Annotated in this window: 19 protein-coding genes, 1 other RNA gene and 1 pseudogene; 18 read left to right on the top strand and 3 right to left on the bottom strand. The window is 38.7% G+C overall.

Annotated elements, in window-relative coordinates; genetic code table 11:
* Positions 1-10: 10 nt before the first annotated feature.
* The 6 genes and pseudogenes from GPZ88_RS03750 to perR form a co-directional block, all read left to right on the top strand.
* A pseudogene (locus tag GPZ88_RS03750) lies at positions 11-1096 on the top strand (transketolase family protein); the annotation flags it as partial.
* Positions 1097-1432: 336 nt separating this feature from the next.
* On the top strand, positions 1433-2680 hold the full coding sequence (locus GPZ88_RS03745) for a YkvI family membrane protein (protein WP_157327395.1): 1248 nt from the start codon (positions 1433-1435) through the stop codon (positions 2678-2680).
* A 133-nt stretch (positions 2681-2813) separates the two neighbouring features.
* A complete protein-coding gene (locus tag GPZ88_RS03740; protein WP_166043459.1) occupies positions 2814-3758 on the top strand; it encodes an AEC family transporter in 945 nt (314 codons plus the stop codon).
* A 260-nt stretch (positions 3759-4018) separates the two neighbouring features.
* Entirely contained in the window at positions 4019-6655 is a 2637-nt protein-coding gene (polA, locus tag GPZ88_RS03735; protein WP_166043458.1) for a DNA polymerase I, read from the top strand.
* 88 nt (positions 6656-6743) lie between these two features.
* Positions 6744-7166, top strand: a complete 423-nt coding sequence (locus tag GPZ88_RS03730; protein WP_033153516.1) for a CoA-binding protein — start codon at positions 6744-6746, stop codon at positions 7164-7166.
* A 218-nt stretch (positions 7167-7384) separates the two neighbouring features.
* On the top strand, positions 7385-7882 hold the full coding sequence (perR, locus tag GPZ88_RS03725; RefSeq protein WP_094139954.1) for a peroxide-responsive transcriptional repressor PerR: 498 nt from the start codon (positions 7385-7387) through the stop codon (positions 7880-7882).
* Positions 7883-7950: 68 nt separating this feature from the next.
* Here perR and GPZ88_RS03720 read toward each other — a convergent pair whose 3' ends face one another.
* Positions 7951-8703: a DUF975 family protein gene (locus GPZ88_RS03720; protein WP_039691302.1), complete on the bottom strand. Its 753-nt coding sequence runs from the start codon at positions 8701-8703 to the stop codon at positions 7951-7953.
* 263 nt (positions 8704-8966) lie between these two features.
* On the opposite strand from GPZ88_RS03720, the gene tgt reads away from it, so the two are divergent.
* From tgt to GPZ88_RS03660, 12 genes are all read left to right on the top strand, one after another.
* Positions 8967-10109, top strand: coding sequence for a tRNA guanosine(34) transglycosylase Tgt (gene tgt, locus GPZ88_RS03715; RefSeq protein ID WP_021143249.1), 1143 nt, complete (start codon positions 8967-8969; stop codon positions 10107-10109).
* Positions 10110-10251: 142 nt separating this feature from the next.
* Entirely contained in the window at positions 10252-10557 is a 306-nt protein-coding gene (locus tag GPZ88_RS03710) for a CHY zinc finger protein (RefSeq protein ID WP_166043456.1), read from the top strand.
* Positions 10558-10560: 3 nt separating this feature from the next.
* Positions 10561-11091 (top strand): biotin transporter BioY, encoded by a 531-nt coding sequence (locus GPZ88_RS03705; protein ID WP_166043453.1) that lies wholly within the window; start codon positions 10561-10563, stop codon positions 11089-11091.
* Positions 11092-11145: 54 nt separating this feature from the next.
* The gene (locus GPZ88_RS03700) at positions 11146-11922 is read left to right on the top strand and encodes an MBL fold metallo-hydrolase (protein ID WP_166043451.1); all 777 of its coding nucleotides are present in this window, start codon (positions 11146-11148) and stop codon (positions 11920-11922) included.
* Positions 11922-12428, top strand: coding sequence for a tRNA adenosine(34) deaminase TadA (tadA, locus tag GPZ88_RS03695; RefSeq protein WP_166044352.1), 507 nt, complete (start codon positions 11922-11924; stop codon positions 12426-12428). Before GPZ88_RS03700 ends, tadA begins: the two co-directional genes overlap by 1 nt.
* Before the next feature lie 26 nt (positions 12429-12454).
* An RNA gene (gene ffs / locus GPZ88_RS03690) (signal recognition particle sRNA small type) lies at positions 12455-12552 on the top strand.
* 191 nt (positions 12553-12743) lie between these two features.
* Positions 12744-14093, top strand: coding sequence for a glucose-6-phosphate isomerase (locus GPZ88_RS03685; protein ID WP_021143244.1), 1350 nt, complete (start codon positions 12744-12746; stop codon positions 14091-14093).
* 156 nt (positions 14094-14249) lie between these two features.
* The gene (locus tag GPZ88_RS03680) at positions 14250-15089 is read left to right on the top strand and encodes a hypothetical protein (protein WP_166043449.1); all 840 of its coding nucleotides are present in this window, start codon (positions 14250-14252) and stop codon (positions 15087-15089) included.
* 207 nt (positions 15090-15296) lie between these two features.
* Positions 15297-15995, top strand: coding sequence for a 2,3,4,5-tetrahydropyridine-2,6-dicarboxylate N-acetyltransferase (gene dapD / locus GPZ88_RS03675; RefSeq protein WP_166043447.1), 699 nt, complete (start codon positions 15297-15299; stop codon positions 15993-15995).
* Positions 15996-16201: 206 nt separating this feature from the next.
* Positions 16202-17335: an N-acetyldiaminopimelate deacetylase gene (locus GPZ88_RS03670; protein WP_166043445.1), complete on the top strand. Its 1134-nt coding sequence runs from the start codon at positions 16202-16204 to the stop codon at positions 17333-17335.
* 284 nt (positions 17336-17619) lie between these two features.
* Positions 17620-18147 (top strand): 5-formyltetrahydrofolate cyclo-ligase, encoded by a 528-nt coding sequence (locus tag GPZ88_RS03665; RefSeq protein WP_166043443.1) that lies wholly within the window; start codon positions 17620-17622, stop codon positions 18145-18147.
* Positions 18144-18815 carry a rhomboid family intramembrane serine protease gene (locus GPZ88_RS03660; protein ID WP_166043441.1) on the top strand — a complete coding sequence of 224 codons (672 nt, stop codon included), beginning with the start codon at positions 18144-18146 and terminating at the stop codon, positions 18813-18815. Before GPZ88_RS03665 ends, GPZ88_RS03660 begins: the two co-directional genes overlap by 4 nt.
* A gap of 59 nt (positions 18816-18874) precedes the next feature.
* Here GPZ88_RS03660 and galU read toward each other — a convergent pair whose 3' ends face one another.
* Together galU and GPZ88_RS03650 are read right to left on the bottom strand one after the other, a co-directional pair.
* Entirely contained in the window at positions 18875-19789 is a 915-nt protein-coding gene (galU, locus tag GPZ88_RS03655) for a UTP--glucose-1-phosphate uridylyltransferase GalU (protein ID WP_166044350.1), read from the bottom strand.
* A gap of 65 nt (positions 19790-19854) precedes the next feature.
* Entirely contained in the window at positions 19855-20871 is a 1017-nt protein-coding gene (locus GPZ88_RS03650) for an NAD(P)H-dependent glycerol-3-phosphate dehydrogenase (RefSeq protein ID WP_015695767.1), read from the bottom strand.
* Between the last annotated feature and the right edge of the window lie 112 nt (positions 20872-20983).

Genomic DNA, 20983 nt, shown 5'->3' with positions numbered 1-20983 from the left:
TAGTAATAGAATTCAAGGGAGTGTTTCAAAAAGTTCAGTACATTTTTGCACACTTCCTTTATCTGTTAATGCTATTCGTTTTTTGGAATTGATGCCATTGAAAAAGTCAAATCAGGTCATCCAGGAGTCGTTATGGGAGCTGCTCCAATGGCGTACAGTCTTTACACTAAACATTTACATGTCAATCCAGCTGTTCCAAACTGGATTAATCGCGACCGCTTCATTTTATCAGCAGGGCATGGTTCAATGTTGCTTTATGCTCTTCTTCATTTGTCAGGATTTGACGTTACAATTGATGATTTGAAATATTTTCGTCAATGGGCGTCAAAAACGCCAGGTCATCCTGAATACGGTCATACTGGTGGTGTGGATGCAACCTCTGGACCACTAGGTCAAGGGATTTCTATGGCTGTCGGACTAGCACAGGCGGAACGTTTCTTAGCTGCAAAATACAATAAACCAGATTTTCCAATTTTCAATCACTATACCTATGTTATCGCTGGTGACGGTGACTTTATGGAAGGAGTGTCTGGCGAAGCATCATCTTACGCAGCTAAACAGCAATTGAATAAGTTGATTGTTCTTTATGATTCAAATGATATTTGCCTAGATGGTGAGACAAATGCTGCCTTTTACTGAAAATGTTCGTGCACGCTACAATGCTTATGGTTGGCATACTGCTATTGTTGAAGATGGCACAGATATCAATGCCATTAGTCTTGCTATCGAAGAAGCAAAAGCTTCTAACAAGCCAAGCTTGATTGAAATTAAAACAACGATTGGCTACGGTGCACCAACAAAAGGTGGAACCAATGCAGTTCACGGAGCTCCACTCGGTGCTGAAGAAACAGCTGCCACACGACGTCATCTTGGCTGGGAGTATCCACCGTTTGACGTTCCCGAAGAGGTTTATGATGATTTTAAAGAAAATGTAGAGATGCGTGGGGTTGCAGCATATCAAAAATGGTTAGAAATGCTCGCAGACTACAAAACAGCCTATCCAAATGAAGCTAAAGAAGTTGAAGCTATTATTAGAGGAGAGAACCCAACAACGCTCACAGAAGCAGATTTTCCTTTTTTTGACGATACCTATTCCATACCTATCAATCAGTCGAAACATATATTTAATATAATCCTTATCAATACTAAACTTTTTTGATAAGGAGTTAATCGACTCTCCATTTTGGCGTAATTCATAGAGTTGAACCCTGTCTTCATAACTTAATTTCATACAAAAAGCACCCCAATCGTTAGATTTTTTGTCTAACTTTTGGGGTGCGATTCAGCTTTCTGGCGGGGTTTTGTGTTAAAATAAAGCTGAGAAATAATTAATTAAAAAATAATAACTGTTATTCCCGTGTTACAAAAGTAACGTTTGTTTAATCTGCTTTTGATAACCTATTAATGTTGCCTGATTTAAAAAGGAGGAAAAATGGTTAAACGAATTTTATCAATTGCACTGGCTTATGTTGGTATTATTGTTGGTGCTGGGCTTTCTTCAGGACAGGATTTGATGCAATATTTTGTCGGATTCGGGGTCTGGGGAATGATTGGCGTTGTTGTTTTAGGGATTTTGAATGCTATCTTTGGGCGTATTATCGTGACATTAGGAAGTTACTATCGTTCGAATGACCACTCAGAAGTGCTTTCTAAAATCGCTCACCCATTTACAAATCGCGTGCTTGATATTGCTTTGATTGTTTCTTGTTATGTTATCGGCTTTGTCATGCTAGCAGGAGCGGGGTCTAACCTTAATCAACAATTTGGATTACCGACTTGGTTAGGAGCTTTAATCTGTGCTCTCCTTGTTATTTTTGTCAGCTTTCTTGATTTTGAAAAAATTACTCAGATTATCGGGATTTTTACACCGATTGTTATTATCATGGTGCTGATTATTGCTGGTCATACGCTTATTGGACAATCATTTGACTTTACTCAGTTGAATGCAGTTGCTAAGACCTTGCCGACAAATATGCCAAATATTTGGGTATCAGTTCTTAATTACTTTGCCATCTGTGTGATGACTGGGGTATCAATGGCTTTTGTCCTTGGTGGTTCAATCATTCGTATAGGCGTGGCTGAAAAAGGTGGTACCCTTGGTGGTGCGATTGTTGGTCTTATTATCGCTGTGACATCACTTGTCTTATTTGTCAATGTTGGAAAGCTTGCTTCAGCAGATATTCCAATGCTAGTACTTGCTAATGAGATTCATCCGTGGTTTGCCTTAGCTTACGCAATTGTGGTGTTCGGGCTTATCTTCAATACGGCTTTTAGTTTGTACTATGCACTAGCTAAACGTTTTTCTGAAACTCAAGGTGGAAGTCAATTCAAACGTTACTTGATTGTTTTTGTTATTAGTGGTTATGCCTTGTCATTCCTTGGTTTCAAACAACTTGTTTCTATTATGTACCCAGTTCTTGGTTACATCGGTATGGTTATGCTGGTTGTGTTACTTCAAGCTTGGATTCGCGAAAAGAGTAATGTCCAAGATGAAAAACATTTGCGTCGCCGCATGATTTCCTTGATTTCAAAAAAATATGACGATGATAAGAAATTTACCAAGAAAGATAAAGTAGAATATCAACAATTAGGTGAAGAGTCAGTCGTTGAAACAAAAGAAATCAAAGAAGATATTCATGACCATGTCGAGCAAATTTTCGATTCAGAAAATGAAGAATAAGATTGAATAGATAAAGAGTCTGGGACGAAGTTCTCGGGCTTTTTTGCTAGAATAAATAATATTACTAAAAGTGTTTAAGAAAGCGTTAAAAATATGCTATACTGAAACAAAAAGATGAAAAGGAAAGTGAGCAATGACACGGTTTGTGAGCAGTTTTTCGGGTGTTTTAATTATTCTAGTCATGGTTATGGTTGGCTATGTTTTGACCAAAAAAGGATGGTTTGACGACAAAGCACCAAATTTGATAGCTAAGTTAGTGACGCAAGTAGCTCTTCCTTGTTACATGATATCAACGATTGTCGGACGTTTCACGGCAAAAGAAATGCTTGAAATGTTGCCCCAGCTGCGTTTTCCAGCAATTTCAATGGTGATTTTACTTGCTATTGCTATGGCAGTTGCTCAGCTGTTTTTGATTGATGAAAAGCACCGAGGCTTATTTGTTTCTATGTTTTTTAATTCCAACACGATTTTTGTTGGTCTGCCAATTAATCAAGCACTTTTTGGGGATAAAAGCATTCCGTATGTCTTGGTTTACTACATGTGTAACACCACATTCTTTTGGACGATTGGAACGTATTTGATTCAAAAGGATGGACGTAAAGAAGTTACTCTTGATTTTCGAGGCACGCTAAAGAAAATCTTTTCTCCGCCACTTATGGGATTCATTATTGGCGTGATTTTAGTTCTTCTAAACATCAAACTACCAGCTTTCTTGCTCAGTGATTTCCAATATCTGGGAAATCTGACGATTCCTTTGTCTATGATTTTTATCGGGATTTCGGTGGCAAATGCAGGGCTGTCACGTCTGCGTTTTAGTAAAGACAATGTTTTGGTCCTTTTAGGACGTTTTGTTGTAGCTCCGCTGTTAATGATGGTGATTGTTAGCCACACTCAAATGCCACAACTGATGAAAGAAGTCTTCATTATTCAGTCAGCTATGCCAGTCATGACAAATGCCCCAGTTGTTGCAAAACTTTACGGTGCAGACAGTGATTACGCAGCAATCACGGTAACCGAATCAACCATTTTAACTATGCTTGTTATTCCGATTTTAATGCTTTTGTTGAATGGATTATAATAAAACAGCAATCTTTTAAAGATTGCTGTTTTTAAATTTCAAAAAGCCTAACCGAGGCGGCTAGACTTTAAGGAGATTATGAAAAAGGATGCATCCACCCAGTTGTTTTGGGAGGTTTCGGGTGAATGCAGGCTAGCAATGCTAGCTGTGAAAGTTTTTAGGAATGAGTATAGTATAAGGAGACTTGCTTAAATGAATCTTAAGTAAAAGAATTAATCTCTTAAAAATCAGATGTGGTCAATATATGTTATAATAAAGCCATGGAAAACAAGAAAAAATTATTATTAATCGATGGGTCATCTGTAGCTTATCGTGCCTTTTTCGCACTGTATAATCAGATTGATCGTTTTAAAAACCGAGCAGGTCTTCATACAAATGCCATTTACGGTTTTCACCTTATGCTCAATCACTTATTAGAAAGAATTCAGCCAACGCATGTTTTGGTTGCTTTTGATGCTGGTAAGACAACTTTTCGTACAGAAATGTACAAAGATTACAAAGCTGGTCGTGCCAAAACACCAGATGAATTCCGTGAGCAGTTGCCATACATCCGTGAAATGTTAACAGCGCTTGGTATCAAGTGGTATGAATTGGAAAATTATGAAGCTGATGACATCATCGGAACTTTGGATAAATTAGCAGAGAACGAAGATGAATATGATGTAACCATCGTCAGCGGAGATAAAGACCTTATCCAACTTGCGGATAACAACACAACCGTTGAGATTTCTAAAAAAGGTGTCGCTGAGTTTGAAGAATTCACTCCAGCTTATCTCATGGAAAAAATGGGCATCACGCCAAAACAATTTATCGACCTAAAAGCCCTCATGGGTGATAAATCTGATAACATTCCAGGTGTTACTAAGGTCGGTGAAAAGACAGGTCTTAAACTTCTCTTAGAGTACGGCAGTCTTGAAGGTGTTTATGAAAACATCGACGGCATGAAGAAATCTAAGATGAAAGAAAACTTGATTAACGATAAAGAACAAGCTTTCTTGTCTAAGACTTTGGCGACAATCAATATCACTGCTCCGATTGCGATTGGTTTAGATGATATCGACTACACTGGACCTGATTTGGAAAAACTTGTGCCATTTTATGATGAAATGGGATTCAAACAGTTTAAAGATAATCTTGGTGCTGCTAAGAAACAAGAAAAATTTGATGTGACCTACACTGAAGTGGACAGTTTGAGTGCAGACATGTTCACAGATGACCAATTTTTCTATTTTGAAATCTTGGGTGATAATTATCACGTTGAAAGCATCATTGGCTTTGCTTGGGGAAATGACAAGGCTATCTATGCTTCAACAAATCTTGAACTTCTAAAAGATGATTTGTTTAAAGCAGCGTTAGCTAAACCAATCAAAACTTACGATTTCAAACGTAGCAAAGTTCTTCTTAGTCATTTAGGTATTGATTTGCCAGCGCCAGCATTTGATAGTCGCTTAGCAAAATACCTTTTATCAACCGTTGATGATAATGAACTGTCAACCATTGCTCGTTTATACACAGAGTATGTCCTTGATAGCGATGAAGCTGTTTACGGTAAGGGTGTTAAACGTGCTGTCCCAGATAAAGCAGTGCTGCTCAGCCATTTAGCGCGTAAGATTGTGGTTTTGAACCATTCTGAAAAAGTCATGCTAGATAAGTTGACAGAGCATCAACAAGCAAGCCTTCTTTTTGACATGGAACAACCTCTAGCAAATGTTCTTGCTAAGATGGAAATTGCGGGTATTTCAGTTAAAAAAGAAACGCTCCAAGAAATGGAAAAAGCCAACCAAGCAGTCATTGACAACTTGACACAAGAAATCTATGACCTTGCTGGTATGGAATTTAACATTAACTCGCCAAAACAATTGGGTGAACTGCTCTTTGAAAAGATGCAATTGCCAACAAGCTACACTAAGAAAACCAAGACTGGTTATTCAACAGCAGTTGATGTTTTGGAACGCTTGGCACCAATCTCACCAATCGTATCTAAGATTTTGGAATACCGCCAAATCGCAAAACTCCAATCAACTTACATCGTTGGTTTGCAAGATTTCATCTTAAAAGACGGAAAAATTCATACTCGCTACCTTCAAGATTTGACGCAGACAGGACGTTTGTCTAGTGTTGATCCTAACTTGCAAAATATTCCAGTGCGTTTGGAACAAGGGCGCTTGATTCGTAAGGCATTTGTCCCAGAAACAGCAGACGAAGTACTATTAAGCTCTGACTATTCACAAATCGAGTTACGTGTACTTGCTCACATTTCAAATGATGAACATTTGATTGCGGCTTTCCGTGAGGGAGCAGATATCCACACGTCAACAGCCATGCGTGTCTTTGGTATCGAAAAAGCTGAAGACGTCACACCAAATGACCGTCGTAACGCCAAAGCTGTTAACTTCGGTATTGTTTACGGTATTTCTGATTACGGTCTTGCTAATAACCTTGGTATTCCGCGTAAAGTGGCAAAACAATACATTGAGACTTACTTCGAACGCTACCCAGGTATTAAAGACTACATGGAGCGCGTGGTGCGTGATGCCAAAGATAAAGGCTATGTTGAAACGCTCTTCCACCGTCGTCGCGAATTGCCAGATATCAATGCTCGTAACTTCAACGTGCGTCAATTTGCTGAGCGTACAGCCATTAACTCGCCAATTCAAGGTAGCGCAGCCGACATTCTCAAAATTGCTATGATTAACCTTGATAAAGCTTTAGTTGAAGGTAAATTCAAGACAAAAATGCTTCTACAAGTGCACGATGAAATCATCCTTGAAGTGCCAAAAGACGAGCTAGAAGCTATTGAAAAATTAGTCAAAGAAACCATGGAATCAGCCATCGAACTTTCTGTCCCACTTGTGGCAGACGAAAGTGCAGGCCAAACATGGTACGAAGCAAAATAATATTAAAATAAGGTGGCAAGTTTTTGTCATCTTATTTTTTATCAACTGTGATATACTTAATAAAAAATCGTTCTTAGGAGGCAGCCAGATGACAACATTTCAAAATCCTAGCCAAGATGTGATTGCTGATTATTTAAAAAGTGCCAAAAACATTGCTGTTGTGGGACTTTCCAAGCGTGAAAATAGTCCAGCTTACGGTGTTTCTAAGGTGATGCAAGAAGCAGGTTATACGATTATCCCAGTTAACCCACGTTTAGCGGGTGAGAAGGTACTTGGTGAGACAGCCTATGCTAGACTCCAAGACATTCCCGTTCACGTTGATATTGTTGATGTTTTCAGACGAAGTGAGTTTCTCCCAGAAGTTGCCAAAGATTTTATCGAAACGGATGCTGATATTTTTTGGGCTCAGCTAGGTCTAGAAAGCCAAGAAGCGGCTGACATCTTACAAGCCGCAGGACGTGACAAAATTGTCATGAACAAGTGCATCAAGATTGAATATCAAAATTTGTAAATAATATTGAAAATGAGAGGATTCTTTCAAAATGGATTTTCTCATTTTTGTTGTCATGAAAATACTGAAATTGTGGTTTTCCCTATTAAAAAAGTGAAGATTTGCTATGAAAACTTGAAATCGTCTGATTTTTATAATAAAATGAATGAGCGTGTCAAGACATGCAAAAATTAAACTATGTTATAATGATTTTAAATAAATAGAACAGGAGAGCCATAATGGACATTCATACCCATCACCGTCCTTTGGATGCCTATGAAAATGTCATTGAGCATCTCAAGAGAAAACACATTCGTATCACGGAGACTCGTAAAGCCATTATCGCTTATATCATAAATAGCCATGAGCACCCAAGTGCTGAAAAGATATATAAAGACTTGTTGCCAGAACATCCAAATATGAGTTTAGCGACGGTTTACAACAACATGAAAGTCCTTGTCGAAGAAGGCTTTGTTGCTGAGTTGAAAGTGACTAACGACACAACAACTTACTATGACTTTATGGGACATCAGCATATCAACATCGTTTGTAAATGTTGTGGTGATATTGCAGACTTTATGGATGTGGACGCTATTGACATCGGTAAAGAAGCCTATGAACAAACTGGCTACATGATTACCAAGGTTCAGTTGACTGCTTACGGTATTTGCCCAAATTGCCAAGAAAAGCTTAGAGCAGCTGGCGAACCATTCATGGCTTATCGTGAAGAGAAATAAAAAGAAGGTGTCTTAACATCTTCTTTTTTGTACACAAAAAGCCCCAGCTAAGCTGGGGTTTATTTCATTTATTCAGCTTTAGCAATTAAATCTTCGTAGAAGAAGAGTTCTGCTGTAGTTGTATATGGTAATGTGTAGAAGTAAAGCAATCCACAAGTTAGTGCAGTTAAAATGTACCAACCGATGAAACTAAATTGTAGACAGAATAGGCGCCATTTGTTACCAGCCATTAATTCTGTACTCTTGTTGATAACACTACGTGGACCTTCATAAGTGCCATTTTGAACAGCGTCATAAAGGACGTATGTTGTCATGCTATATGAGTATTGTTTGATGATTGAAAGAGCAAAACCTGCAACCATAAGAACAAATCCAATGATAGTGACAAAGATGCCACCGTTAGAATTATTTGAAGTAGTTGCTGTAACTCCTGCAACAAAGATGATAGAACCTACAATACCGATTAAAGACCATAGGAATAGGAATACCCATTTGACAATAGCAGTTACTACATATTTTCCAAATATTTCATTTGAGAAAACACGCATGTTATCTCCTACTTCAACATGGTCGCGTTTGTGGCGAATAACATCAAGCACGGCGTAACTTGCTGAAGCAAGGAATAATGCTGATAGAATTGAAACAATACCTGGAACAGATGCAGTAGCATTAACTGTAGTACCATTAATATGATATGTTTCTGTATAGCTAATTGAAATTGTTAAAATAGCTAAAATGATAGAAACAAGAAACAATTGGTACTTACCAGAGAGAGTTTTCAAAAATTCTCTAGCTTTTTGACGAGTTTCTGAAGCTTTCATAATATGAACCTCCTTAAAAAATTCCGTAAAATGTATTACTTCCACACTTTCATTATATCACCTTGTATTAGAGAAGTCACACGATAAGAGGTAAACATGACAAAAAATGTGATTTTTGGTAAAATCGTAAAGGTTGCGCTATTTAAGCAATGCATTGTAAAAATCTGGAAGTTTTTCAGATTTTCTCAGTCTGATTACTGTTTAATCATGACGATAATAAAAAATGCCCACAACTGTTTTTTGTGATAGCAAGGAGAAAAAAGATGACAGATTATCCGATTAAATATCGTTTAATTAAGAAAGAAAAACACACAGGTGCTCGTCTGGGTGAAATTATCACACCACACGGCACATTTCCAACACCAATGTTCATGCCTGTTGGAACACAAGCCACAGTTAAGACACAATCACCAGAAGAACTCAAAGAAATGGGTTCGGGTATCATTTTGTCAAACACTTACCACTTATGGTTGCGTCCTGGTGATGAATTAATCGCTCGCGCTGGCGGACTTCACAAATTCATGAACTGGGACCAAGCTATTTTAACAGATAGCGGTGGTTTCCAAGTTTACTCATTGGCTGAGTCTCGTAATATCACTGAAGAAGGGGTAACATTTAAAAACCACCTTAACGGTCAAAAAATGTTCTTGTCTCCAGAAAAAGCCATCTCAATCCAAAATAATTTGGGTTCAGATATCATGATGAGCTTTGATGAATGTCCACAATTCTATCAACCATATGATTACGTTAAAAAATCAATTGAACGTACTAGTCGCTGGGCTGAACGTGGTTTGAAAGCACACCGTCGTCCACATGACCAAGGTCTATTTGGTATCGTTCAAGGTGCTGGTTTCAAAGATCTTCGTCGTCAATCAGCAAATGATTTGGTAAGTATGGACTTCCCAGGATACTCAATCGGTGGTCTTGCTGTTGGTGAATCACACAAAGAAATGAATGCGGTACTTGATTTCACAGTGCCAATGTTGCCAGAAAATAAACCTCGTTACCTTATGGGGGTTGGTGCACCAGATAGCTTGATTGATGGTGTTATCCGTGGTGTCGATATGTTTGACTGCGTCCTTCCAACACGTATCGCTCGTAACGGAACATGTATGACTAGTGAAGGTCGTTTGGTTGTTAAAAATGCTGCTTACGCTGAAGACTTTACACCACTTGATCACGATTGTGATTGCTACACTTGTCGTAACTACACACGTGCTTACATTCGTCACTTGCTTAAAGCTGATGAAACATTTGGTCTTCGTTTGACAAGTTACCACAACCTTTACTTCCTTGTGAACTTGATGAAAAAAGTTCGTCAAGCAATTATGGATGACAATCTTTTGGAATTCCGTGAAGATTTCTTCGAACGTTATGGTTACAACCGTAGCGACCGTAATTTCTAATAGACTAAAAAGTCTGGAACGATTGTGTTCCGGGCTTTTTGCTTGACTTTTAAGATGTGTTTTAAAAAGAGTTAACCCAACTACAAAATATAGTTGACTAAAATAATGAGAAGTAGTAAACTTTGTTAAAAGGTTGGTGATTATGGTGATTTATGGAGTTGATCTTGATAGTGAGGGAAGATGCCTGCATTATCATACAAAGTGTGATGTCGTTGCCTTAAAATGCAATAAATGTAGGGAATATTTTGCTTGCTATCAGTGTCATGATCAATTGCGAGATCATCCTTTTGAGCCTGTTTCGGTAGATGATGATGCACCAGTGCTTTGCGGCAGTTGTCGTCATACGTTAACTTTTACGGAGTATAAAAAGGGATTTTGTCCTTATTGTCACCATGCCTTTAATCCAAAGTGTCAGTTACATGAGACTATTTATTTTTCAAAGGAGTAGGTTATGAAAAACGTCAGGGATTTACTTTACATTGCTATGATGGCAACTATTTTGGTTATTTTAGGATTCATTCCAGCCATTCCACTGGGATTTATTCCTGTTCCAATTGTTTTGCAGAATTTGGGAGTCATGTTAGCTGGGGTATTGTTGGGAGGAAAAAAAGGAAGCCTGTCGATTTTACTGTTTTATCTCTTGGGACTATTTATTCCAGCTTTTTCAGGGAGTACATTTTTTGCGGTTTTAGCTGGTCCGACGGCTGGTTATGTGGTGGCTTGGTTTTTTGTACCAATGCTAGTCAGTTTGATTTTGAAAGCTTTTAAAACGTCATCGTTTATTGGAAATGTGATCGCGATTTTAGTAGGCGGAGTTTTGTTTGTTGATTTGTTAGGGGCCATTTATTTGTCAGTTTATATGCACATGCCTTTGATGACCTCATTATTATCAAATCTTGCTTTTATTCCTGGGGATACTATCAAAGCAATTCTTGCCAGTCTTATCGCTTATAAATACAAAGAACAATTGGCTCTCGCGTAAAAGGACTTATTTTTTGTTATAATATGGGTAAAGTAAACAAAGAAGGAGCCTATTATGAAACTCACAACACTTGGTTGCTGGGGAGCATACCCTTATAAAGATGGCGGAACAACCTCTTATCTTGTTACAAGTGAAGATGGCTTTCAATTGCTTATGGATTGCGGAAGCCGCGCTGTCACAGAACTAGAAAAAGAAATCAGTCCACTTGATTTGGATGCAGTGATTATTTCACACTATCATCCTGATCATATTGCGGATCTTGGCGTGCTCCGCCATTATTTCCAACTTTATCCAAAACACCTTTGGACACCGAAAATTTTGCCGATTTATGGGCATAAAGAAGATGAATCTGAATTTGCTAAGTTGACTTTGCCTGGTGTGTCTGAAGGTAGAGCTTATGATGTCAATGGTGTTGAACACATTGGTCCATTTGATATTACATTTATCAAGACTGTTCACCCAGTGCCTTGCTACGCTTTTCGTATCGTAGAACGTGCTACTGGTCAAACCCTTGTCTTTACTGGTGATACAGGTTATTTTGATGGCTTGGAAAAATTCGCCGCAGGTGCTGATCTTTTCTTGGCAGATGTTTACCTTTATGCAGGAAATGAAAATCACCCAGCGCATTTGACAACCAAAGAAGCAGGGCAAATTGCCAAAGCTGCAGGTGTGAAATCACTTGTTTTGACACACACACCACCAATTCCACCACAAGGCATTTCTGCTGAAAACCACCTTCAAGTGCTCAAAGAAGAAGCACAAGATTTTGCTGCAGATGTTCCTGTTGATTTGGCAGAGCCTCACAAATCATGGCAAATTGGGGAGCTCTAATGGCTGAATTTACACAGGAAGAAAAAGAGTTTTTCATGCGAGAAGCGCTTAAGGAAGCGCAAAAATCGCTAGAAAAAGAAGAAATTCCAATTGGCTGTGTTATTGTCAAAGATGGTGAGATTATTGGACGTGGGCACAATGCGCGTGAAGAGCAGCAGAAGGCTATTTTGCACGCTGAAATTATGGCAATCAACGAAGCTAATGAAAACGAAGGTAACTGGCGTTTGCTAGACAGCACGCTTTTTGTGACTATCGAGCCATGTGTGATGTGCAGCGGAGCTATTGGGCTTGCCCGCATTCCACAAGTGATTTATGGAGCTGCTAATCAAAAATTTGGCGGAGCAGGTAGTCTTTACGATATTCTGACAGATGTTCGTCTCAACCATCGTGTTGAGGTTGAAACGGGCCTTCTTGAGGCTGAATGTGCTGGCATCATGCAGGACTTTTTCCGAAAAAATCGTGAGAAGAAAAAAGCAGCCAAGAAGCAAGCCAAAGAGCAGTGCTGATTTGCATAATCAAAAAAATATGATATAATAGCTATCGGAGCAACATCTGCGCGTGAAGCGGGTCAGGGGAGGAATCCAGCAGCCCTAAGCGATTGTAGGTGTGTGCTCTTTTTTATTCTTTAAAATGCTTGAAATCATGCAAAAAAAGCGGAGTTTTTCATGCTTGAATGATTGTTTCATGAAAATTTTCAGTAAGTTAGAAAAAGTCCGTGAAACGCTTTATTTTATAGGATTATTTAGTAAAAATGATTGAAAAAAAGTGCATAAAAGAGTAATATAGAAGAGAAATTTAATTTTTTTTGAGGAGTATTTGTAATGACACATATTAAATTTGATTATTCAAAATTGTTGGGTCAATTCGTCGAACAAGAAGAAATCGACTTCATGCAAACACAAGTCAACGTTGCTGACGAATATTTGCGTAAAGGTACTGGTCCTGGTTCTGATTTCCTTGGTTGGTTAGACCTTCCAGAAAACTACGACAAAGAAGAATTTGCTCGTATCCAAAAAGCTGCTGCTAAAATCCAATCAGACAGTGAAGTTCTTGTTGTTATCGGTATCGGTGGTTCATACCTTGGAGCACGTGCTGCTATCGATTTCTTGAGCAACCACTTCTACAACCTTCAAGCATCTGCAGATCGTAAAGGTCCTCAAATCCTTTACGCTGGTAACTCAATTTCTTCAACTTATCTTGCAGACCTTGTTGAATATGTTAAAGATAAAGATTTCTCTGTTAACATCATTTCTAAATCAGGTACTACAACTGAACCAGCTATCGCTTTCCGTGTCTTCAAAGAACTTCTAGTTGAAAAATACGGTCAAGAAGAAGCTAACAAACGTATCTACGCTACAACAGATAAAGCTAAAGGTGCTGTTAAAGTTGAAGCTGTTGCTAACGATTGGGAAACATTTGTTGTTCCAGATAACGTTGGTGGACGTTTCTCAGTATTGACTGCTGTAGGTCTTCTTCCAATCGCTGCTGCTGGTATTGATATCGAAGCTCTTATGAACGGTGCTAACGCTGCTCGTAAAGAATTGACTTCTGCTGAAATCTCAGAAAACATCGCTTACCAATACGCTGCAGTTCGTAACGTACTTTACCGTAAAGGTTACATCACTGAAATCTTGGCTAACTACGAACCATCACTTCAATACTTCGGTGAATGGTGGAAACAATTAGCTGGTGAATCAGAAGGTAAACACCAAAAAGGTATTTACCCAACATCTGCTAACTTCTCAACAGACCTTCACTCACTTGGACAATTCATCCAAGAAGGTTACCGTAACATCTTCGAAACAGTTGTTCGTGTTGATAAACCACGTAAAAACGTTGTTATCCCTGAATTGTCAGAAGACCTTGATGGTCTTGGATACCTTCAAGGTAAAGACGTTGACTTCGTAAACAAAAAAGCAACTGATGGTGTACTTCTTGCTCACACTGACGGTGGAGTACCTAACATGTTCTTGACACTTCCTCAACAAGATGAATTCACTCTTGGTTACACAATCTACTTCTTCGAATTGGCTATCGGTCTTTCAGGTTACCTTAACGCCGTTAACCCATTCAACCAACCAGGTGTAGAAGCATACAAGAAAAACATGTTTGCTCTTCTTGGTAAACCAGGATTTGAAGACTTGTCAGCTGAATTGAACGCACGTCTTTAATTCATCGCTACACAGATAAAAAAGCTTCCGAAAGGAGGCTTTTTTTGTGTAGAAATTCCTATAAATTTTTTTCAAAAAATTTCCTGAAACCGATTGACAAATTATATATATATATATAATGGCTGTGGAAAATTTTAAGGAAAATGGAGATTAGGCATGTCAAATAATGACCAAAATCAAATGTATGAGGTAATGATTCAAACAATCACTGCTGCTAGTCAGCTACCTTTTGTAAAAGTGAATCGAGAAGAGTTCCTAAGAAAGGAATTTGCTGGTGATAAGTACTTAGAGAATATTATAAAGGATGGTCCTCAAAGTGTTTTTACTAGTCAAGCTTTACGAAAAAGAGCTAAAAAAGTCATAAATAACGCCACTAATAAAACTTCAGTGGCTTCTTTTGTAACTGGTCTTCCATCTAATCCAGTTACTGCTTTGGCATCCGGAGGAGCAGATATTATTCAATATTTTGGTTTTGCTTTAAATTTATCACAACAAATAGCTTATTTATTTGGTGAAGATGATTTATTTGGCGGAGATTATAATCAATTACCAGAAGAAGCTCAAATTCGTATTGTCGCTTATCTAGGTATTATGCTTGGGGCAAGTGGTTCATCTGCTCTAATTGCTAATATATCTAAAACAGCTGGGAAAACTCTTGGGAAGAAGGTAACACAACAAGCTTTAACCAAAACCGCTTGGTATCCGCTTGTTAAGAAAATAGGCAGTACCATAGGAGTTAAAATTACGAAACAAAGTGTTGGAAAATCAATTACTAAAGTAGTTCCAGTACTTGGTGGAGTGATTTCTGGTGGTCTAACTTATATGACATTTAAACCAATGGGAAATAAATTAGCCGATACATTTGTAGATTTATTGGACGGAAAAATTTCAGAAGATTTTTCGGGAATTAATGAGTACAGAGGAGACTTTAGACAAAAGATGGCTAAAAACGTAGAAGATATTGATGGAGAATTTACAGAATTAGCTGGTGAATAAAAGTTGTTTTGTATTTTAACAATGAAGATATTCAATAATAAATAATCGCTCAGTTTTTGCTGAGTGATTTTTTAGTGAAATTTCTTTTCAAATTTTCTGAATATTTGGTATAATAGTATACAATTAACTAAATTTGAATTAGAAGGGATAGGGTGTTTGGCGAGAGGTATCTGTTCTTGTCGTTCGAACACTTTTGGTATCTTAAATATGACTGCACAAAAAATGACGGCTCAAGAGATTATTGCGTTTATTGGGAATGCGGAGAAAAAGACAAATGTTAAGGTGATATTTGAAGGTGAACTGGCTGCAGCAGTTCCAGAAAACGTCCTAAAACTTGGTAATGTGCTTTTTGGTGATTGGAAAGATATTGAACCACTTTTGGCTAATTTAACTGAAAACAAAGACTATGTTGTTGAGCAAGATGGTCGTAATTCAGCAGTGCCACTTCTTGATAAACGCCACATTAATGCTCGTATCGAACCAGGTGCGATTATCCGCGACCAAGTAACTATTGATGACAATGCCGTTGTTATGATGGGAGCAGTTATCAATATCGGTGCTGAAATCGGTGCAGGAACAATGATTGACATGGGTGCTGTTCTTGGTGGTCGTGCTATTGTTGGTAAAAATAGCCATATTGGTGCAGGAGCTGTCCTTGCTGGTGTGATTGAACCAGCTTCAGCAGAGCCAGTGCGCATTGGGGATAATGTCCTTGTTGGTGCTAATGCCGTTGTCATCGAAGGTGTCCAAGTTGGTAATGGTTCTGTCGTAGCAGCGGGAGCTATTGTTACCAAAGATGTTCCAGAAAATGTTGTTGTGGCTGGTGTGCCTGCACGTATCATCAAAGAAATTGATGCTAAAACACAACAAAAAACAGCGCTTGAAGACGCTTTGCGCAATTTGTAATAAGAGATTCTTGAGCTAAAAGATATTCAGCTTCATTACTCATGTAGTTGTAGTGAGCAAGACGCAGTAGTTGAGTGGGCTCTAATGCGCTGATAAATCAGCTTTTACAACCCTACTCAACCTTGCGGGGGTGGGACGACGAAATCGAATTTCTTCGGAATTACCGATTTCTGTCCCACTCCCTTTTCACAAATTAAGGAAAATATATGACTTTAGATTTAATTAAAATTCGTCGTGATTTGCATCAGATTCCAGAGATTGGTTTGGAAGAGTTTAAGACGCAAGCTTATCTTTTGGAGCGTATCGCAGAAATCACAGTGGGAAAAGACTTTGTGGAACAACGAACTTGGCGAACTGGGATTTTAGTCTTTTTAAAAGGTTCTGCTCCTCAAAAAACAATTGGTTGGCGTACAGATATAGATGCCCTTCCTGTTGTTGAGGAAACAGGCCTTCCTTTTGCCAGCCAACATGAGGGTCGCATGCATGCGTGTGGACACGATATGCACATGACAGTAGCTCTTGGTTTGTTAAATGAGCTAGTGCAAACACAACCAAAGAATAACCTACTCTTTCTTTTTCAACCCGCTGAAGAAAATGAAGCGGGTGGCATGCTCATGTATCAGGACAATGCCTTTGGGGATTGGAAGCCAGATGAATTTTATGGTCTGCATGTGCGACCTGATTTTAAGGTTGGGACTATCGCGACAAATACCTCAACTCTATTTGCTGGGACTTGTGAGGTCTTAATCACTTTTAAAGGAAAAGGTGGTCACGCTGCTTTTCCACATGAAGCTAACGATGCCTTGGTTGCGGCGTCCTATTTTGTCACTCAGGTGCAGACAATCGTCAGCCGAAATGTAGACCCGATTCAAGGCGGTGTCGTCACTTTTGGGTCATTTCATTCGGGGACAACTAATAATGTCATTGCCGAAACAGCGCAGCTGCATGGTACCATTCGTACTTTGACGCAAGACATGAGCCTTTTAATTCAAAAACGTGTAACTGAGATTGCAAGAGGGGTGGCAGCAAGCTTTGGAATGGAAGTAGAGGTTAATTTGAAACAAGGTGGTTATCTCCCTGTGGAAAATAATCCCGAATTGGCGCGTGAGGCCATGGACTTCTTCAGAAATCGCGAAGCTGTTCATCTGATTGACTGCTTGCCAGCTATGACTGGAGAAGATTTTGGCTATTTGTTAAATAAAATTCCAGGGGTGATGTTCTGGTTGGGTGTTGAAACACCGTACGCTCTTCATCATCCTAAGATGAGTCCAAATGAAGCAGCTCTTTCATTTGCGGTTAGTGAAATATCAGCTTTCTTAAAAGAAAAAGCAAGTCATTAAATCTAAAATAAGGTAGCAAGTTTTGGTCTTGCTACCTTTTGTGTTTAGCAATAAAAAAAGCCGCTATTGGGAGCTAGCGGCTTAAAAAGGGAAGGACATGATTTCTCAATCATGTCCAGGAGATTTATGAAAAGGGAATAACTCCAAAAGAGCCAATTCCCAGCGGTTTGGGAGAACCGCTATTTAGGATAGATATAGTATAGCGGAGAAACCTTAAAGAAACCTTAAAGTAAATTTTAAGGTTTTTGCTGAGTAAAATACCGGTTTTGTGTTATCATAAAAGCATGGAAAAAGTTGCTTTACGAAAGAGCATCATTGCTCATTTAAAACATCAAGATAGAACAGAAAAAGCCTTGAAAGATAAGGCTTTATTAGATGATTTGCTAGCCTCTTCTGCTTATCAAAAAGCGGATACTATTGCCACTTATTTAGCTTTTGATTTTGAGTACAATACCGAATTGTTGATTAAACAAGCTCAAAAAGATGGCAAAACCATTTTAGTTCCAAAGACTTACCCACACGGCAAAATGATTTTTTGTCTCTATGATGTGGATAACTTGGTGAAAACATCATTTGGCTTGTGGGAACCTGCTTGTGACAAAGCTGTGGATAAGTCAGAAATCGATTTGATTCATGTGCCAGGCGTTGGTTTTAACCAAGATGGTTTTCGAATTGGATATGGAGCTGGCTATTATGACAGGTATTTAGTGGATTATAAAGGCAAAACAATCAGTACGATTTATGAGTGTCAGAAAGTAGAGTTTCAGCCAGACAGTCATGATGTCGCTGTTATGGAGGTATTTAGTCGATGAAAAACGTTATTAAAGAAAGTCCAGTGACGATTTTTTTGCTGGCTCTAACGACTTTGGTTTTTATAGCCATGCAGGTGATTTATTTTGGAAATGCCACATCTAACCAAGCCATTTTTAATACTGGCGGGATGTATGGTGCTTACGTACGTTTATTTCCAAGTCAATTGTGGCGCTTAGTGACTCCGATATTTGTCCACATCGGTTGGGAGCATTTCTTTTTCAATGCTTTAACGCTATATTTTGTTGGTCAAATAGCAGAGCAAATTTGGGGCCATCACAAGTTTTTAGCATTGTATGTTCTATCAGGAATTGTTGGGAATATCTTTACGCTTTTCTTTACGCCAAACGTGATTGCTGCGGGGGCTTCAACATCGCTTTTCGGTGTTTTTGCGGCGATTATGGTTGCTGGGTATTTTGGAAGAAATCCTTATTTGAAAGAACTTGGTAGAAATTATCAAGCTTTGATTATTGTGAATTTGATTTTTAATTTATTTACTCCAAGTATTGGGATTGCTGGTCATATTGGTGGTCTTGTCGGGGGTGTCTTATGTGCCATCTTTTTACCAACGCTTGTGGAGAAAGGTATGTTTAAACCATGGCAACGTTGGTTGGCGGCAGCGGCTTACGTTGGCTTAAGTCTTTTCTTGATTGTCTTGGCTTTACATTAAAGTTATAATAAAAAGTTCCTCTAGACAAAGTCTAGAGGAACTTTTTATGTTATAGCATATTATTTAGATTCTTTTTTAGTTGATTCAGCTTCCAATTTTTTACCCAAATCGATAAGATATTGTTTCATGTTATCTTTGATTTGTGGGTGTTGAAGCGCATAGTCAATAGAAGTTTTCATGAAGCCGAATTTATCACCGACATCATAGCGATCACCGTTAAATTGACGTGCAAAAACACGTTGTGTTTTGTTCAAAGTGTCGATAGCATCTGTCAATTGGATTTCATTACCAGCTCCAGGTTTTTGTGTTTCAAGAATATTGAAGATTTCTGGAGTAAGAAGGTAGCGACCGATGATAGCAAGATCACTAGGTGCATCTTCAGGTGCTGGTTTTTCAACAAATGTTTCAACACTGTAAAGATCGTCTTTTCCTTCGCCTTGAGGTGCGATAACGCCGTAAGATGAAACTTCTTCGTGTGGCACAGGCATAACAGCAATTGTTGATGCATGTGTGTTTTCGTAGTCGTTAATCAATTGTTTTGTAAGTGGTACAGCTTTATCGTTGTTGATATCCATAAGGTCATCACCCAGCATAACGACGAATGGTTCGTTGCCTACAAAAGCTTTAGCTTGAAGGACAGCATCACCAAGTCCACGAGGGTGACTTTGACGGATGAAGTGAAGATTAATGGCTGTAGTGTCATTAACGAGTTTAAGAAGATCAGTTTTCCCTTTGTGTTCTAAATTGTATTCTAATTCGAAGTTTGAGTCAAAGTGGTCTTCGATAGAACGTTTTGATTTACCAGTAACAACCAAGATATCTTCAATACCTGATTTCAAGGCTTCTTCGACGATAAATTGGATGGTTGGTTTATCAACAATTGGAAGCATCTCTTTAGCGAGTGCTTTTGTAGCTGGCAAGAAACGAGTTCCAAGACCAGCTGCGGGAATAACGGCTTTTCTAACTTTTCTCATATTCATACGAGAACTCCTTTTCATAAATAAACTATGCTGAATTAAATTATACTATAATTCTAATTTTAGTGCCATTCGTTTTCTGAACGGAAGTCATTTGACATCATGCCAAGAATGCTATCACGAACATCAGCACCTTCGTAGATGACTTTGTAGATAGCAGTTGTGATTGGCATGTAGACATCCAATTCTTTAGCTAACTCATAGGCAACTTTAGTTGTTGAAATCCCTTCGATAACCATTCCCATATTTTTCTCGATGTCTTCGAGTTTTTCACCGCGACCAAGAGCATCACCAGCTCGCCAGTTACGAGAGTGAACAGATGTTCCTGTTACGATAAGATCACCAACACCAGAAAGACCACTGTAAGTGAGTGGGTTAGCTCCCAATTTAACCCCGAGACGTGTGATTTCAGCAAGTCCACGTGTGATAACGGCTGCTTTAGCATTGTCACCGAAACCAAGACCGTGAAGTGCACCGGCACCAACAGCTATGATGTTTTTAAGTGCACCAGCTGTTTCCACACCAATAACATCAGTATTAGTGTAAAGGCGGAAGTAATTGTTGCTAAAGAGTTTTTGAACGTATTTAGCAGCTTCGTGATCTTTAGAAGCGGCAGTGATCAAGGTAATGTCTCGAACAATTGTTTCTTCAGCATGGCTTGGTCCAGAGACAACGACGATTTCAGAGCGCAATTCGGCAGGAATTTCTTCCTCAAGAATTGTTGAAAGACGTTCGTGTGTTCCAGGTTCAAGACCTTTAGAAGCGTGCATGATAACAGCTTTGTGATCAAGTGTTTCAGCGACTTGTTTGGCAACCAAACGTGTTACTTTTGTTGGGACAACAAATAAGATAGCATCAACGTCTGTAAGTGCTTCTTTCAAGTCAAGTGTCGCTTTGATATCTTCAGAGATTGTGATGTCTTTGAAGTAGCGAGTGTTAGTATGTTTCGTATTTAATTCTTCGATTTGTTCTGGGATATTTCCCCATAGACAAACTTCATGTCCATTGTCGTTTAATACTTGTGCAAGAGCGGTTCCCCAAGAACCAGGCCCTAAGACAGCAACTTTTTGTCTTGTCATTTTTACTCCTCTCTTAAACGAGCAAGATTACAATCTCCATTATATCATAAGACGGCTATGTTTGTCTTTGTTTATAAAAAACAGGTGATAATTGTCATTTTTTTGCTCTATT

This window comes from Streptococcus ruminicola, from assembly GCF_011387195.1.
GTDB lineage: Bacteria > Bacillota > Bacilli > Lactobacillales > Streptococcaceae > Streptococcus > Streptococcus ruminicola.
This window is presented reverse-complemented; position numbering and strand designations above follow the sequence as displayed.